This window comes from Streptomyces canus (assembly GCF_030816965.1).
GTDB classification, from domain to species: Bacteria; Actinomycetota; Actinomycetes; order Streptomycetales; family Streptomycetaceae; genus Streptomyces; species Streptomyces canus_E.
Genome location: NZ_JAUSYQ010000002.1, coordinates 9,994,878 through 10,009,407, shown reverse-complemented (window position 1 = coordinate 10,009,407; position 14,530 = coordinate 9,994,878). Strand labels below are relative to the sequence as shown.

The following is a 14,530-nucleotide window of genomic DNA, read 5'->3' as shown; positions in this document are numbered from 1 at the left end:
AGGCAGTCAGCCCATGAGCGACCATCTCACCTTCCAGCTGGGCGACTTCACCACCCAGCACGGCGCCACCCTGCGCGGCGCGCGCCTCGCCTACACCACGTACGGCGAGCTCAACGCCGACAAGTCCAACGTGATCGTGTACCCCACCTGGTACTCCGGCCGGCACTGGGACAACGAGTGGCTCATCGGCCCCGGCATGGCCCTCGATCCGGCCGAGTACTTCATCATCGTCCCGAACATGCTCGGCAACGGCCTGTCCACCTCGCCGAGCAACACACCGCCGCCGTACGACCGCGCCCGCTTCCCGCACATCACCGTGTACGACCAGATCGAGGCCCAGCACAAGCTGGTCACCGAGGAATTCGGCATCGAAAAGATCCAGTTGGTGACCGGCTGGTCGATGGGCGCCGGGCAGACCTTCCAGTGGGCCGTCAGCCACCCGGAGATGGTCGAGCGGATCGCCCCGTTCTGCGGCTCCCCGCGCACCAGTGCCCACAACAAGGTCTTCCTGGAGGGCGTCAAGGCCGCACTGACCGCGGACGCGGTCTTCAACGGCGGCTGGTACGACGAGAACAAGTGGCCGACCACCGGACTGCGCGCGCTCGCCCGGGTGTACGCGGGGTGGGGCTTCTCGCAGGCGTTCTACTGGGAGAAGGAGTACGAGAAGCTCGGCTACACCTCGCTCGAGGACTTCCTGGTCGGCTTCTGGGAGGGCTTCTTCCTCGACGGCCGCGACCCCAACAACCTTCTCACCATGCTGTGGACCTGGCAGAACGGCGACGTCGGACTCACCCCCGGCTTCGGCGGGGACACGGAGGCGGCGCTGGGCTCCATCAGGGCGACCACACTCGACATGCCCGCCGAGAAGGACCTCTACTTCCCGCCGGAGGACGAGGCCTGGGCCGTCAGCCACATACCGGGCGCCGAACTCCGCGTCATCCCCGGCATCTGGGGCCACTTCGCCGGCGGCGGCAGCAGCCCCGAGGACACCGCGTTCATCGACACGGGCATCAGGGAACTGCTCGCCAAGCCGGGCGGGTTGGCGTAGCCATGAAGGGCAGACTGCCGCACGAGGTCAGCGCCTCGATCGTCGCCTTCGCCACGGTCCTCCTGCTTCTGAGCCCGCTCCACATGCCGACTTGGGCGATCTTCATCACCTGGGCGGGAACGTTCCTCCAGGGCGGTCCGAGCATCGCCAACGCCATCTCCATGATCACCGCCACCACGACGGGCGCGGGGTTCGCGGTGGCGGCCGTGCTCCTCAACCGGGAGACGGGCACGATGTTCGGCACCGGGGAGTTCGCCCGGACCCTGGCACTGGGCGTGGTGATCTTCTTCGTCAACGGCACCCTGCTGGCAACCGGCCGGCTGAAGCCGTTCGCTCTCATCCCGGGAATGTTCTTCGGCTTCGCGTCGACCTTCGCCACGTACTTCGGCGGGTTCGGCTACGACGCGGGGAATCTGGGCGCCGCGTTCATCAGCGCCGCCGCGATGTGCGCCCTCGGCCCGCTCTGCGCCGTCCTGGGACTGCGCCTGATGTTCGCGCCGACTCCCGACCCGGAACCGGAGCAGCACCTGACCGAGGAGGTGGCGCCATCGACCACTTAAGCACCGGTACGGCATCTCCGACGGCGGCTCGGCTGAGCCCACGGAGCCCCTCACCGACAGGCGACCGCCCTTCCCGCTCCGCCTCAGACCGCCCCGGACGGCTCTCCCCCGAGCCGTCCGGGGCTCTTGCGCACATCCGGCGCGAGGCGGTCGCTCAGTGTCCGGGCCCCTCAACTCAACCAACGCAGGAGAGCGCGGGTGGACCGCATCGAATGGCACGAGCCACCGGCAGCGACCCGGGCCGCCGTCGAGCAGCACACAGGCCCGGTCGAAACCGCCGAGACCACGCCGCACGGCGTCATGTCCCGGCTCGCCTGCACCGTCCGCACACCAGCGGGGTGCTTCACGACAGGTCCGATGTATCGGCGGAGACGCGGGCGAAGGTGCAGCGCCTGCTGGGGCAGCACGGCTATCTGGCGAAACACCGCCCGGCGGCCACCGCGGCCCCACCCGGCGGACTGATCGACTTCGTCATCAACGAACTCGACAGCCCCTGGGCCGTCGAGTTGATCCGGGGCGCGGAGGACGCCCTGCACGACGCGGGCATGGGGCTGGTCGTCTCCTCCACCCACGGCCGGACCAAACGCGCCCGTCAGTGGCTGGACTCGCTGGCCACCCGCTCCACGCGTGGAGCGATTCTCGTGGTGCCCGAACTGACGCCCGAGCAGCACGAGGAGCTGAGCCGGCTCGGCATCCCCTTCGCGCTGGTGATGCCGATCGACGAGCCCGCGCCGGGCACGCCGTGGGTGGGCGCGACCAACTGGCCCGGCGGACTGGCCGCGACCCGCCACCTCATCGAGCTGGGCCACCGGCGCATCGCGATCATCAGCGGCCCGGAGCGCCGGCTCACCTCCCGGGCACGGGTGGACGGCTACCGCTCGGCGCTGGCCGAGGCCGGTCTTCCCTTCGACGCCGAGCTGGTGCGCTACGGCGACTTCACCCACAACCTCGCGCACCAACACGCCCTGGAGCTCCTGGCGTTGCCCGACCGTCCGACGGCGATCTTCGCCGGCAGCGACCACCAGGCGCTGGGCACCTACCGGGCCGCCGCCGAACTGGGCCTGCGCATCCCGGCCGACGTCAGCGTGGTCGGCTTCGACGATCTGCCGTTCGCGGACTGGGTGACCCCACGCCTGACGACGGTCCGCACTCCCCTGGCCGACATGACGGCGCTCGCGGCCCGGATGGTGCTGCGACTGCTGTCCGGAGAGCAGCCGGAGACGACGCGGGTGGAGGTGGCGACGGAACTGGTGGTGCGGGAGAGCAGCGGACGCCGTCCACCGCACTGAGTCCACTGTGCGGGCGCCGGTCCACTCGGCGAGGTGGCGCTCGAGCCGGTCGGCGGCGGCTCGGCGGCAACAGGTCGCAGGCCGGGACCCGGTCGACGGCAGTCTCTCGCCACCGGCTACCGGCTACGGGACGCCGGCGCTCAGGTAGCGTCGGTGGGCCCCGCACCGGCCCCGTTCCCGGGCGCGGACGGCCGTGCCACCGGGTCATGAGCGCGATGGCCGCCCAGGTGATGGGTTGGTTCGGCCCCCTGGTACTCGACCTCTGCCCACTGACTCAGACCGAGGCCCGGCGGTGGGCCGACGGACGGACAGCCCGCTTCCGCGGCAGGATCGCCGGTATGCGCGCTGGGAGCGTCCCCGCCATCAGAAGTGGGTGGTGAGGAAGAGCCCGGTCTGCCCGAAAAGGATCTGGCGCCTGTTCGGTAGGCAAGACCCAGGTGTCACTGGCCGTTTCAGTGGACGGGCTTCGCCACCTGTGGCGTGCGGGTGACGGCGCGCGGGTCACAGGCGGAGGACGATCAGGGCGATGTCGTCGCGGGCGCCGCTGCTGACACCGAGGTGCGCGAGCAGAGCGTCGGCGAGACGTTCGGGGCTGTGGCGGGCATGGCGGGCGAGCGCGTCGGTGAGGCGTTCCAGGCCGGCGTCGATGTCCTCGCCGCGGCGTTCGATGAGACCGTCGGTGTAGAGCACGAAGGTGTCGCCAGGGGTGTAGGGCAGCTCGGCCTGGACGCGGGGGACGGGTTCGGGGCGGGCCCCCAGCGGAGGGTCGGTGGCCTGGTCCAGAAGATCGCAGGTGCCGTCAGGGTGGAGCAGGACGGGAGGCGGGTGGCCGGCGCTGCTGTACACAATGCGGCGAGCGCGGGTGTCGATGACGGCTTGGACGACGGTGGTGGCCAGCGCACCCTCCACATAGCGTGCATACCGGCCCAGGACGTCCAGGGCTCTCGCGGGCCCGTCGACGGCCCGGACGACGGCGGACAACGCGCTGCGCAGCATGCCCATGACGGCGGCGGCCTCCAGGCCGTGGCCGACGACGTCGCCGACCGCGACGGCGAATCTGTTCTCGGGCAGGTCGACCACCTCGTACCAGTCCCCGCACACGTTCAGTGATCCGGCGGCGGGCAAGTAGCGCACCGCGGTGTCGCGGTGCCGGGCCAGGTGGGGCGAGTGGAGCATGGCCTCCTGCAAGGTGACGGCGACCTGGCGTTCCCGGGCGTGGGCCTGGCGCAGTTCCTCGTTCAGTCGATGGAGCTCGCGCGCCCGCGCGTACAGCTCGACCTCCATCGCCTCCACGTCACTGAGCGCGCCGCCTCCTCGCCGACGAGGGTGGGAGAGGATGAACGAGGTCACGTCCTCCCCCCGGTGGAGGATCCACTCCACCTGCCCGTCCGGCCCGAGCACCGGTGTGTTGATCGCGGACCACCACCGCTCCTCGAACACGCCGGGCCGGTCGGCCACGGGAATGTCGTACTTCATCGGCGCCATCGTGTCCGGCTCCTTCGAGCGCAGGACCCCGTGCAGCGAAGCGTGCAGATTCCGCACCCCGTCAGCATCCGGGTCCGCCGGATTGTCAGGGAAGGCATCAAAGAGGTACCGCCCGAGCAGGTCCTCCCGAGTACGGCCCGTCACCCGGCAGGCCGCCTCATTGACGTCGAGGAGCACCAGATCCGGGCCCAGCACCATGCAGGGACTGGGGGTGACCGTGAACAGCGCCTGGTAGTCGATCGCCGGCCTCGCCACACGATGTGGCCGGTCATCCTCAGCAGGGCTGGTCTCGTCCCTCACTCTTACGTTCTACCGTTCGTCGGCGCCCTCGGCACCTGGGCGTATCACCTGCGCTCTCCTCGTAAGCATCTGTCACCTGCCCTCATGACGATGGCCTCCAGAGACGCAAAGGCGCCGGCGCAATCGCGCCGGACGGCTGCCCGCCGAACTCTGCCGACCAGCTCGCCAACTCCAGCGTCACAGACGGTCGTGTGATCACACTGGCCGGTTCAAACGGACGCCACACGCCGCCGCCCGACGGCCTCGTCGATTGGGTGCCAGGCGTACGGCTGACGTAAGGGTCGGCGACGTGCCGGGTACCCGTGCGGCCAGGCCATGGATCGGGCAGATCCCAGTCGGTGAACGACTTCGTCTCGTGGACGACCGGTTCACCGCTGTCGGTCTCCACCCACCGGTCCCGGCCGCCGTCCCCGCCGCTGCCGTCGACCGCCCGCGCCATCTCACACAGACGCGACATCGGCAGGGTCACCAGCACCCGAACGCTTTCGGACCCTCGGCCCGCCTGGATTGAGGCACCCCGACGGCAGGCGCCGCAGCAGCGGGTCTCTGAGCTGCGGCTGGCACCACTCGTCAGCGAGGCCGCCGGAGGGCTGTCAGGGGTGTCCGCCGCAGCCGCAGCCCGTCATGGCCGCGCCCTCCTGGGGCGGCGGGGTCTGTGCGGCGGCCTCTTCCACCGCCGCGAGCAGCCGGCGGCGTTCCTCCGGCGGGATCCACCTGCCGTCGACGACCACGCCGTGGATGCGGCGGGTGTTGCGGATGTCGCGCAGCGGGTCGTCGTCGAGGACGAGCAGATCGGCGGCCTGTCCGCGGGCCACGGTGCCGACGGCCGGCAGGCCGAGCGTGCGGGCCGCGTCCCGCGTGGCCGAGCGCAGGGCCTCAGCCGGGGAGAGGCCGGCCGCCACGAGCAGCGCCAGCTCGTCGTGGAGGGCGAAGCCCGGGACGAGGTATCCCGTGCCGGTGTCGGTGCCCGCCGCCAGCCGCACACCCGCGCCAGGCAGCTCGTTCACCAGCCGGAGCCGGTGCTCGAAGATGCGGCGGATCTGCCGGGCCTGCTCGGGGCGCGCCCGCCGGTCAGGGCCGCCAGCTGGTCCGGCCAGCTCTCCGTCTGCCAGGCCGCCAGGTACTTCCACTCCTCGGCCCGGGACGGAACGTCGTCGGGCAGCTCCAGCGTGCGGTGCACGCTGAGCGTGGGGACGATGGCGGTCCCGTCGGCCGCCAGGCCCCGGAAGAGGGCGTCCGCCCGGTCCCGGTCGTAGCCCTCCACCGCCCGCCATTCGAGGGGATGCACCTGCTGGAACCAGCTGTGGTAGCGGGACAGGCTGCTGGGGTCGCGCGGGTCGATCCGTACGGCGGCCAGACGACCCTGCCCTGGAGCTCGGGCGCGGTTCGAGGGGCACGTCAACCGGATCGGAGATGCTCAAGCGCCAGATGTTCGGGCGTGCTGGCTTCGCCCTTTGCCGGAAGCGCGTACTGCTCGCGCAGTGATCGAAATGTCAGCGGTTGATGCGAGGATCCGGTGCAACTGCACGAGGAGATCAACATGGGCACCTGGGACACTGGCCCCTTCGACAACGACGCCGCCGCGGACTTCGCCGACGATCTCGATGACGCCGGACCCGAGGAACGCGAGGCACTGATCCGTGGCGTCCTCACGCGCACCGTCGACGCCACCGGCTGGCTCACCGAAGGAGATGAAGCGGTGGCTGCAGCCGCACTGATTGCGGCGCAATGCCCTGGCGGCGAGCCCATCGATACACCTTACGGCCCTGAAGAACCCATGCCCGCCTTCTCTGACGATCTCCGGACGCTCGCAGGCAAAGCTCTCGCCCGCATCCTCAGCGACGAGGCCGGGTCGGCCTCGAACTGGGTCGACCCGGAAGACTGGAAGCAATGGCGAGCCAACCTCAACCGCCTTCGCACAGTCCTTGCCCCGCCATCACCGTCCATCCCGCTGTTCGATGTCGAGCCGTGACAGAGGCGTCACCTGCCACAAACCCTGAGCCAGAGCCGGAAGTTGCACACACAGCCACATGACCCACCACCTGGCCCGAGGCATCAAAAGTCCCAGTCCAGTTCATCCTCGTCGACCGCGACAGGCAGGTAACCGTCCACCGCCTCGCCGCTCTCCAGAGCCGTGGCTGTCGCATCCAGAAGAGCCGGCAGCGACGCCCACATGGGGTGATGCGAAAAGGAGCATCCTATTTCATGATCAGCCTTGCCGATCCTTCCGCGGCGGCGGTAGGAGCGCTGGTCGATGATGAGGTAATCCCCTGCACCGTCAAAGGCGAACGGGATCCACTGCCGATGCCACCACGGCCCGTACTCCCCGTCCGGGTCGCCTTCCTCTGCTCCCGCCGGCTCATCCCCGTAGATCTTCATGCGTGTCTGCCAGGCAATGATGATGCTCTGCACGTCGAGCAACGACCAGAACGGCGGCAGCAGGTCGAAGTGGCCCATGCCGTTGTGCCGCAGCAAGGACTCCGCCAAGGGCTCGGGAAACGGCTGCCCGATGGCCTGTTCGGCCACGGCAATTGCCGAGCGCTCCGCCGGGGGGCCAAGAGCAGCAAAGGTGCGAGGTGTGCGCCGGGCGAGCCAAACCTCTATACGGGTCCACGACTCGGATATCGACGAAGTCATCCCCAGATCGTGCCACTTCGACGCACCGCTGAACGGGAGGAAAGTGTTCCTGCGTCCTCTGGGCCCACCGACCGGCCCCCGTCGATTGATGCGCTTCAATCAGTTCGTCGGTGGGAGGCTGCCGACCGGTCAAGACCGAGCGCAGCGATTTCCCACATCAGCGGGCAGCCGTAGCGGTGCCCGCACACACCCGCACACACTCCTCTACCCCGGGTCGGCAGGTGCTCGGTGCGGCGCGGGGGGAGGTTCGTTGACCGGGCTGTGTCATGTGACCAGCTGATATTGGACCGCTCTCGCGTTGCCGGGGGGTGCACGGGGACGCACGTATTGGAGCGCTTCAACGCGCGTCATGTATTCTGCGGCTTGTCCGCGACGGCCTTGTCACTGCGAGCGCCTGGCGGTCGCGAGATGAACGAGACCGGAGGTCGAGAAAGCACTGTGGCAACCGTCCGTCCGCGAGCAGTACAGGGGCATGCCAGTCCGAGCATGCAGGACGTCGCCGACGCCGCAGGCGTCTCGGTCGGCACCGTCTCCAACGTCCTGAACCATCCGGCGAAGGTGAGCCCCGCGACGGCCGAGCGGGTCCGGGAAGCCATCAGCCGTCTGGGTTTCGTCCGCAACGACGCGGCCCGGTCGCTGGTGTCGGGCTCGACCAACAGCATCGGCATGGTGCTCGCCGACATCGAGAACTCTCTGTTCATCGACATGGCGCACGGCGCCCAGGACGCCGCCCGCGCGGTCGGCCAGAACCTGCTGCTCGCGAATACGGCGTGCGACATGGCGCTTCAGGACAACTATCTGGACCTGTTCGACGAGTCCCGGGTGACCGGGGTGCTCCTGGCTCCGATGGAGGACTCCTCCGCCGGTATCGCGCGCATCCGCTCGCACGGGCGCCAGGTCGTGCTCCTCAACTACTCCCCCAAGCCGGGCACATGTTGTTCGGTGCTGGTCAACAACGAGCACGTCGGATATCTGGCAGCCCGCCACCTCATCGACACGGGCCGCACACGACTGGCCTATGTGGCCGCACACGACGACTACCAGCCGGTTCGCGACAGACGCAGGGGCGTACGCGCGGCGGTCGAGGAGGCGGGCCCCGGCGTCACCCTGGAGGAGATCGACAGTGGCGGCTTGACCACGCCCCATGGCCATGTGGTCGGGCAGGATCTCGCACGGAGAGCACCCGGTGATCTGCCGGACGGCCTCATGGTCGTCACCGATGAACTGGCCAATGCCATCATCCACGAACTGCACACCCTGGCAGGAATCCGGGTACCCGACCAGGTCGCCGTCGTGGGGTGCGAGAACAACCGCGCGGCGGGCGCCGCGGCGGTTCCGCTGACCGCGGTGGACATGCCGGGGCGGATGATGGGCCGGGAAGCCATCCGGCTGTTGATGGACGAGGTGGCCTCGGGGAAGCAGCACCGTCACGCCACCGTCGTGCTGGAGCCCGAGCTGATCGTCCGCGCCAGCGCGCCGGGCTGAGGGGCCGGCGTCGGCACGTCGAGTGATCGTTCGCGTGACGCGCCGAGCTGATCGTCCGGGCCGACGCGCGGCTCGCACCGTCCGTCCCGACACCCGGGTCGTCAGCCCGCGCCGAGGTCCGCGCCGACCGTCCGGCTCCCCTCCCCTCTCCTCCCGTCCACGCCGTGCCGCGCCGGACCGGACACGCTGACCTGCTGTTCGTTCACTTCACGCTGGGGCAGCCCCTCCAGACGACCGCCCGGGCGGCCCTCAGTGCGGTTCGGAAACATCCACGACAGCTCCTTGACACACGCCGAAACGGGTCATAGGTTCCCGACGTCCCTCTATTGAAGCGTTTCAACAAGCCGTGCGCCGAGGAGCACCAGTGCACAAGACCCTCAGAACCTCCGTGTCGCCTCCTGGCGACTGCCACCACCACGAGTCTGCTGTTGAGCGCCTGCGAGGGCGGAAGCGCGTCGGGCAGCCACGCCAACGCGTTCACCCTCACCATCAACGATGACCATCACGACAATCACGTCGTGCAGCAGGAGCTCACCGTCCCGGGCAAGCGCTCGCGCGCGTCGCAGAACAAGGCCCTGCCCTCGAAGACCCAGACGCCGCCGATCGGCAACGTCGACCAGAAGGCGCAGCTCCGCGCCGGCCAGGACGCCCTGCCCGTGCAGTTCGCGGCGGGCGGCGCACCGCAGCTCACCAAGACCCTGGACAAGGCTGGGCAGGTCCTCGACCTGAAGAAGACGCTCAAGGACCTCGGAGTCCGGAACGTCGTCCAGCCAGCGGCAGTCAAGACCGTCGAGAAACGTTTGGGACCCTTCCTGCACCTGCCGGCCCGCCGGCTGCCCACCCTGCTGAACAGGGTCCTGTTCGAAGACGGCGGCGCCAACGCCGCTGCCGAACTCGAGGCGGCCCGGCCGAGCGGGACAGCGGACTGATCTCTGCAACTCACATCACTTCGCGGCGTCGCAGCCGAGACCACGCACCCCTCCAAAACGGATCAGCAGGAGATGCCATGCTCCGTAAACGCCCACTACTGCTCGTACTCCTGAGAGGCCTTGTCATGTGTGCCGTGGTCGCAGGCGCGGTGATCCTGCCGGCGCCCGTGTCCCCCGCGGTGTCGGTTTCCGACGCTCCGTTCTCCGTGAAGGCTCTGACTGCCAACGGCCGGGTCAACCCGCTGGGCATCGGTGGTGAAGACCCGGTCCTCGGCTGGCAGTTGGCGTCGGCTCGGCGAGCGACATCGCAGACGGCGTACGAGATCCAGGTCGGACGCAAGCCGGGTTCGACCGACGTGTGGTCGTCCGGCAAGGTGGCGTCCGGCCGCCAGGTCGGCGTGCGGTACGGCGGACCTGCCCTGGAGGCGGGCACCCGTTACCATTGGCGCGTTCGGGCCTGGGACGACAAGGGAGTCGCGAGTCCGTGGAGCGCGACCTCGTACTTCGAGACCGGCCTGCTGGACTCCGACGACTGGAACGGCGCCCAGTGGATCACTCGCCCCGCGGCTCCGAGCGAACTGGACAAGTGGACCGACTACACCGCCACGGTCGAGTTCAAGCTCGACAGCAACGCTTTCGGCATGTTCCTGCGTGCCCCGGACGTGAGCAACGGATACATGTTGCAGTTCAACGTCACGGGCCCGACCCCGATGTTGAGACTGCACAAGCAGGTCAAGGGCAACTACACCGTGGTTCAGGAGGTGGATCTCGCGCCCTACGGCTTCACCGACGCGAGTCTCCTCGCCGACCGGCACACCGTCCGCTATGACGTGGCGGGGACCACCATCAAGACGACCCTCGACGGCAAGCTGGTCAACACCTTCACCGACTCCACGTTCACGAAGGGCTACACAGGTTTCCGCACCCACGCGTGCTGCGGCGAACGCGGAACCGTCTACGCCGTGGTCGTGACCGGCGCCGACGGTGGCACGCTGCTGGACACCGACTTCGCGTCCGGCCGCAACCCGTTCACCGGCGGTGAGATCGTCGACTCCGCCCTCGTCGTGTCCGGCACCACGGACGCCCTCTACGCACCCGCGGCCCGGCCGCTGCCACTGCTGCGCAAGGGCTTCGCGACCAAGGCCGGCAAGAAGATCGCCTCCGCACGTGTCTACGCGTCCGCACTCGGCCTGTACGAGCTGGAGCTCAACGGCAAGCCGGTCGGCGACCAGGTCCTCGCCCCGGGCTGGACGAACTACGACAAGCGCATTCAGTCCCAGACCTACGACGTCACGAAACTGCTCGACAGCGGCGACAACGTCATCGGCTCATCCCTGGCGGACGGTTGGTGGGCCGGCAAGGTCGGGCTCGGCTGGACCCACCAGTACGGGGACACCCCCGCTCTCGTGGCAAAGTTGCGCGTCACCTACACCGACGGCTCCATCCAGTGGATCGCCACGGACGGTTCGTGGAAGGCGTCGGACGGGCCCTTCGTGAAGGCCGACCTGCAGGACGGCGAGACGTATGACGCTCGTCTGGAGCCGTCGGGCTGGAGCCGGCCAGGATTCGACGACGCGAAGTGGGAGCCCGCTGCGAGCCTGGACTCACGGACCGCGCTCCTGGTCCCGCAGAGCGACGAGCCGGTGCGCCAGACTCAGGTGCTCCAGGCCCGGAAGATGACCGAGCCCACCCCCGGGACCTACGTCTACGACCTCGGTCAGAACATGGTCGGCGTGTCACTGCTGAAGCTGACCGGCTCCGCCGGTCAGACAGTCAAGATCCGCTACGCGGAGGTGCTCAACAAGAACGGCACCCTCTACACCGACAACTTCCGCAGCGCCAAGGTCACCGACCGCTACACCTTCGCCGAGACCGGAACGGTCTCCTACGAACCCACCTTCACCCAGCACGGATTCCGCTACATCGAGATCACCGGGGTGGACGAACCTCCCGCTCTCTCAGACGTCAAGGGCGTCGTATGGGGATCCGACCTCCCCACCACCGGAACGCTGAAGACCTCGGACACCATGCTCGACCAACTGGTGAGCAACATCTCCTGGAGCCAGCGCGGCAACTTCCTCTCCATCCCCACCGACACCCCGGCCCGCGACGAACGTCTGGGATGGACGGGAGACATCAGCCTGTTCGCGCCGACGGCCAACTACCTGGTCGACACCCGCGCGTTCCTGTCCCACTGGATGGCGGACGTACGCAACTCCCAGTACGCCAACGGCGACCTGCCGGCGGTCGTACCCACCCCTCAGGGCCAGTTCGGCGACAGCGGTGTCGGGTGGTCCGACGTGATGATCACGGTGCCGTACCACGTATGGCGCTCCTACGACGACACCCGCATCCTGCGGGAGAACTACCCCGCCATGCAGAAATTCTTCCAATTCGTGCGCACCAGCGCCGGACCGGACCTGCTCGAGCCCGGCCGCACCACCTTCTTCACCAACGACTGGCTGAACCTCGACGACCCGACCGAGCAGGGCATCCTGGGCACGGCCTACTACGCCGAGAACGCCCGCATGATGGCGGAGACGGCCAAGGCCCTGGGCGATGACGCGGCGGCGTCCGACTACGGCAAGCTCTCCGCGGACATCCGCGACGCCTTCACCAAGGCCTATGTCGCAGCCGACGGCACCGTCAAGGGCAACTCTCAGACCGGGTACGCGATGGCTCTCGCCATGAACCTGGTCCCGGATCCGGCACTGGTCGACAAGGTCGGTGAGAAGTTCGTGGCCAAACTGGCCCTCACGGACTACCACCTGCGGACCGGCTTCATCGGCACGCCGCTGCTGCTGCCCGCGCTGAGCAGGATCGGCCGGGACGACCTGGCCTACAAGATGCTGCTGCACAAGGACTACCCGTCCTGGGGATACGAGGTCGCCAACGGTGCCACCACCATGTGGGAGCGCTGGAACTCGATCATGCCCAACGGCGACTTCGGCCCGGTCGACATGAACTCCTTCAACCACTATGCCTACGGCGCCGTGGGTGACTGGATGTTCCAGAACATCGGCGGCATCTCCGCGCTGGAGCCCGGCTACAAGCGCTCCCGGATCGCGCCGAAACCCGGCGGGAACCTGACGGAAGGCACCGGCAGCCTCACCACCGTCTACGGCCTCCTGTCGTCGAAGTGGAGCGCCCATAACGGCGGATTCGACCTGAAAGTGACGGTCCCGGTCAACACGGTCGCGGAGGTCCATGTACCGGCGAAGGCCCACTGGGCGGTCACCGAGGGCGGCCGACCAGCCGACACTGCCAAGGGAGTCCGGTTCCTGCGCATGGAGAAGGGGGCCGCCGTGTTCGAGGTCGGCTCGGGGTCCTACGACTTCGGCGTCGACACCGTCCGCGGGGAGGCCGAGTAGGCCCGGAGAGCCGCGTGACCCGATGGCGGGCCCGGCCTCTCCGGGCCCGCCGACGACACGCGAGCAGGCCCGGCAGGCTCAGACCTCCATCGAGGCCGCCTGCTGGGCGGCGGTGCGCGGAACACCGACGTGCAGATGGACCGGGCCCTGGCACATGTGAGCGGCATCGACAGCCCACCAGCCCGTCAGGTCCGCAACGCGAGAGCCTCTACATGCCGATCACCGACGCGCGGCATCAACCCGCTGCGCGCGATCGCCAGGGAGCTCGACCGGAGGGGCGGACGGCCCAAGGTCACAAGGCGATCAGACCTGCCGTCGTCTCTCTGAAGCCGCAGGCATCGAAGTAGAAGGATCGCAAGTGCTCTTCGAAGTCGACGTGCAGCCACTCACACCCCGCAGCACGGCATCCCTCAGCAGCTGCCTTGATCAGCGCGGCTCCCACCCCGTTCGAACGATTGCGCAGCGCGACGACCGTGTCCAGGACAAACGCATGGACGCCGCCGTCCCAGGCGACGTTGACGAAACCGACCAAACGATGTTCTTCCCAGGCGCAGACCCAGCCGAGGCTGTGACGATGAAGCCTTGCACGCCAATCCGTGTGCCCGACCGGGTGATCGAATCCTTCGCTGTGCAGCGTGTTGAGAGCTGAGTTGTCGACGTCGCCCCGCCACTCATATGTGATCGTCATGATCCGAACCTAGTGACCGCCAGAGCCGGACTACAGGGCGGGCGGCTCACTCACCCTCGGCTGCCGTCACGGGTGAGACCGCGTACGCTCCGCCGTCCGGCAGGCGGAGTCGCGCTCCCTCAGGTCTGTGACGACATCCCTTCCGGTCGGCTCTGGCCGGCGACAGTTCTGGGGGGCGGCGCCGGCGCAAGCCCGGCGTGCTGTATGCCGACCTCGGTGAAGACCACGACCTGTACCGCCGTCTGCTGCGCGAGCGTGGCATCGTCCCGAAAATCACTCCGCGTGAACAACCGCATGGCCGGGCCTGGACAGAGTCCGATCGGTTGCCGAGTCTGCAATCGCCTTGCTCCACGGCCCTCGCCGCTCACAGACCCGCTGGGGAGGATGACCACCACCACGGGCTTCCGCACCTTCAGTGAGCCCAACCTCTGGCACGGTCCCAGACACCGTCCTTGCCCAGCGCGAAGCTCATCATCGCCGACACGTCCTGCGCACCGAGCTCCACTCCATATGATTTTGTGGCCGACCGTATTGGCGAGGGGGGTACCAGTCGTGGTGAGGGCCCGGCCGTGCTCAAGTCGAACACGGCGGAGAGAACGAGCCACCGACTGCTCCCTGAGGCCAAGCACGGTTCGGTGCTCCCGCTCACCCAGGTGGAGCACGACCGGCTGCTGAGTGCCTACGGCGGTCAAGAGAGCGACCGTTGACCCACCTCACCCGCAGGGCCGAAGTGTTCTA

General features: G+C 68.6%; 14 protein-coding genes and 1 pseudogene. 9 read left to right on the top strand and 6 right to left on the bottom strand.

Annotated elements, in window-relative coordinates; genetic code table 11:
* The first annotated feature begins 13 nt into the window (after positions 1 to 13).
* From QF027_RS46765 to QF027_RS46755, 3 genes are all read left to right on the top strand, one after another.
* Entirely contained in the window at positions 14 to 1,048 is a 1,035-nt protein-coding gene (locus QF027_RS46765; RefSeq protein ID WP_307081677.1) for an alpha/beta fold hydrolase, read from the top strand.
* Positions 1,049 to 1,050: 2 nt separating this feature from the next.
* Positions 1,051 to 1,608, top strand: coding sequence for a DUF1097 domain-containing protein (locus QF027_RS46760; protein WP_306972769.1), 558 nt, complete (start codon positions 1,051 to 1,053; stop codon positions 1,606 to 1,608).
* Positions 1,609 to 1,946: 338 nt separating this feature from the next.
* The gene (locus QF027_RS46755) at positions 1,947 to 2,897 is read left to right on the top strand and encodes a substrate-binding domain-containing protein (RefSeq protein ID WP_306972770.1); all 951 of its coding nucleotides are present in this window, start codon (positions 1,947 to 1,949) and stop codon (positions 2,895 to 2,897) included.
* 501 nt (positions 2,898 to 3,398) lie between these two features.
* On the opposite strand, the gene QF027_RS46750 is transcribed toward QF027_RS46755, so the two are convergent.
* The 4 genes from QF027_RS46750 to QF027_RS46735 form a co-directional block, all read right to left on the bottom strand.
* Positions 3,399 to 4,637 carry a PP2C family protein-serine/threonine phosphatase gene (locus QF027_RS46750; RefSeq protein ID WP_306972771.1) on the bottom strand — a complete coding sequence of 413 codons (1,239 nt, stop codon included), beginning with the start codon at positions 4,635 to 4,637 and terminating at the stop codon, positions 3,399 to 3,401.
* A 127-nt stretch (positions 4,638 to 4,764) separates the two neighbouring features.
* The gene (locus tag QF027_RS46745; protein WP_307081676.1) at positions 4,765 to 5,157 is read right to left on the bottom strand and encodes a hypothetical protein; all 393 of its coding nucleotides are present in this window, start codon (positions 5,155 to 5,157) and stop codon (positions 4,765 to 4,767) included.
* Positions 5,158 to 5,275: 118 nt separating this feature from the next.
* Complete coding sequence (locus QF027_RS46740; protein ID WP_307081674.1) at positions 5,276 to 5,689, bottom strand: amidohydrolase family protein; 414 nt, start codon at positions 5,687 to 5,689, stop codon at positions 5,276 to 5,278.
* Positions 5,686 to 6,084, bottom strand: a complete 399-nt coding sequence (locus tag QF027_RS46735; RefSeq protein WP_307081672.1) for a hypothetical protein — start codon at positions 6,082 to 6,084, stop codon at positions 5,686 to 5,688. Before QF027_RS46735 ends, QF027_RS46740 begins: the two co-directional genes overlap by 4 nt.
* Positions 6,085 to 6,222: 138 nt before the next feature.
* Here QF027_RS46735 and QF027_RS46730 point away from each other — a divergent pair, with 138 nt between their 5' ends.
* The gene (locus QF027_RS46730; protein WP_307082740.1) at positions 6,223 to 6,654 is read left to right on the top strand and encodes a DUF4259 domain-containing protein; all 432 of its coding nucleotides are present in this window, start codon (positions 6,223 to 6,225) and stop codon (positions 6,652 to 6,654) included.
* A gap of 83 nt (positions 6,655 to 6,737) precedes the next feature.
* Here the strand turns inward: QF027_RS46730 and QF027_RS46725 are convergent, their stop codons facing one another.
* Complete coding sequence (locus QF027_RS46725; protein WP_307081670.1) at positions 6,738 to 7,319, bottom strand: SMI1/KNR4 family protein; 582 nt, start codon at positions 7,317 to 7,319, stop codon at positions 6,738 to 6,740.
* Between the two features lie 486 nt (positions 7,320 to 7,805).
* Between QF027_RS46725 and QF027_RS46720 the strand changes: the two genes are divergently transcribed.
* The 3 genes from QF027_RS46720 to QF027_RS46710 all read left to right on the top strand — a co-directional run bounded on the left by QF027_RS46720 (position 7,806) and on the right by QF027_RS46710 (position 13,104).
* The gene (locus tag QF027_RS46720) at positions 7,806 to 8,804 is read left to right on the top strand and encodes a LacI family DNA-binding transcriptional regulator (protein ID WP_306972776.1); all 999 of its coding nucleotides are present in this window, start codon (positions 7,806 to 7,808) and stop codon (positions 8,802 to 8,804) included.
* Positions 8,805 to 9,232: 428 nt separating this feature from the next.
* On the top strand, positions 9,233 to 9,733 hold the full coding sequence (locus QF027_RS46715) for a hypothetical protein (protein ID WP_307081668.1): 501 nt from the start codon (positions 9,233 to 9,235) through the stop codon (positions 9,731 to 9,733).
* A gap of 206 nt (positions 9,734 to 9,939) precedes the next feature.
* Positions 9,940 to 13,104 carry a family 78 glycoside hydrolase catalytic domain gene (locus tag QF027_RS46710; protein ID WP_307081666.1) on the top strand — a complete coding sequence of 1,055 codons (3,165 nt, stop codon included), beginning with the start codon at positions 9,940 to 9,942 and terminating at the stop codon, positions 13,102 to 13,104.
* 292 nt (positions 13,105 to 13,396) lie between these two features.
* Here QF027_RS46710 and QF027_RS46705 read toward each other — a convergent pair whose 3' ends face one another.
* Positions 13,397 to 13,792 carry a GNAT family N-acetyltransferase gene (locus tag QF027_RS46705; protein WP_307081664.1) on the bottom strand — a complete coding sequence of 132 codons (396 nt, stop codon included), beginning with the start codon at positions 13,790 to 13,792 and terminating at the stop codon, positions 13,397 to 13,399.
* 173 nt (positions 13,793 to 13,965) lie between these two features.
* Here QF027_RS46705 and QF027_RS46700 point away from each other — a divergent pair.
* Both QF027_RS46700 and QF027_RS46695 read left to right on the top strand, forming a co-directional pair.
* Positions 13,966 to 14,171: pseudogene (locus QF027_RS46700) on the top strand (IS5/IS1182 family transposase); the annotation flags it as partial.
* A 190-nt stretch (positions 14,172 to 14,361) separates the two neighbouring features.
* Positions 14,362 to 14,499: a hypothetical protein gene (locus QF027_RS46695; protein ID WP_307081662.1), complete on the top strand. Its 138-nt coding sequence runs from the start codon at positions 14,362 to 14,364 to the stop codon at positions 14,497 to 14,499.
* Positions 14,500 to 14,530 lie beyond the last annotated feature (31 nt).

Excerpts from the sequence above, each read along its gene's own strand:
- QF027_RS46765 (WP_307081677.1), top strand. The coding sequence starts at position 14 with ATGAGCGACCATCTCACCTTCCAGCTGGGCGACTTCACCACCCAGCAC.
- QF027_RS46760 (WP_306972769.1), top strand. The coding sequence starts at position 1,051 with ATGAAGGGCAGACTGCCGCACGAGGTCAGCGCCTCGATCGTCGCCTTC.
- QF027_RS46730 (WP_307082740.1), top strand. The coding sequence starts at position 6,223 with ATGGGCACCTGGGACACTGGCCCCTTCGACAACGACGCCGCCGCGGAC.
- QF027_RS46725 (WP_307081670.1), bottom strand. The coding sequence starts at position 7,319 with ATGACTTCGTCGATATCCGAGTCGTGGACCCGTATAGAGGTTTGGCTC.
- QF027_RS46720 (WP_306972776.1), top strand. The coding sequence starts at position 7,806 with ATGCAGGACGTCGCCGACGCCGCAGGCGTCTCGGTCGGCACCGTCTCC.
- QF027_RS46705 (WP_307081664.1), bottom strand. The coding sequence starts at position 13,792 with ATGACGATCACATATGAGTGGCGGGGCGACGTCGACAACTCAGCTCTC.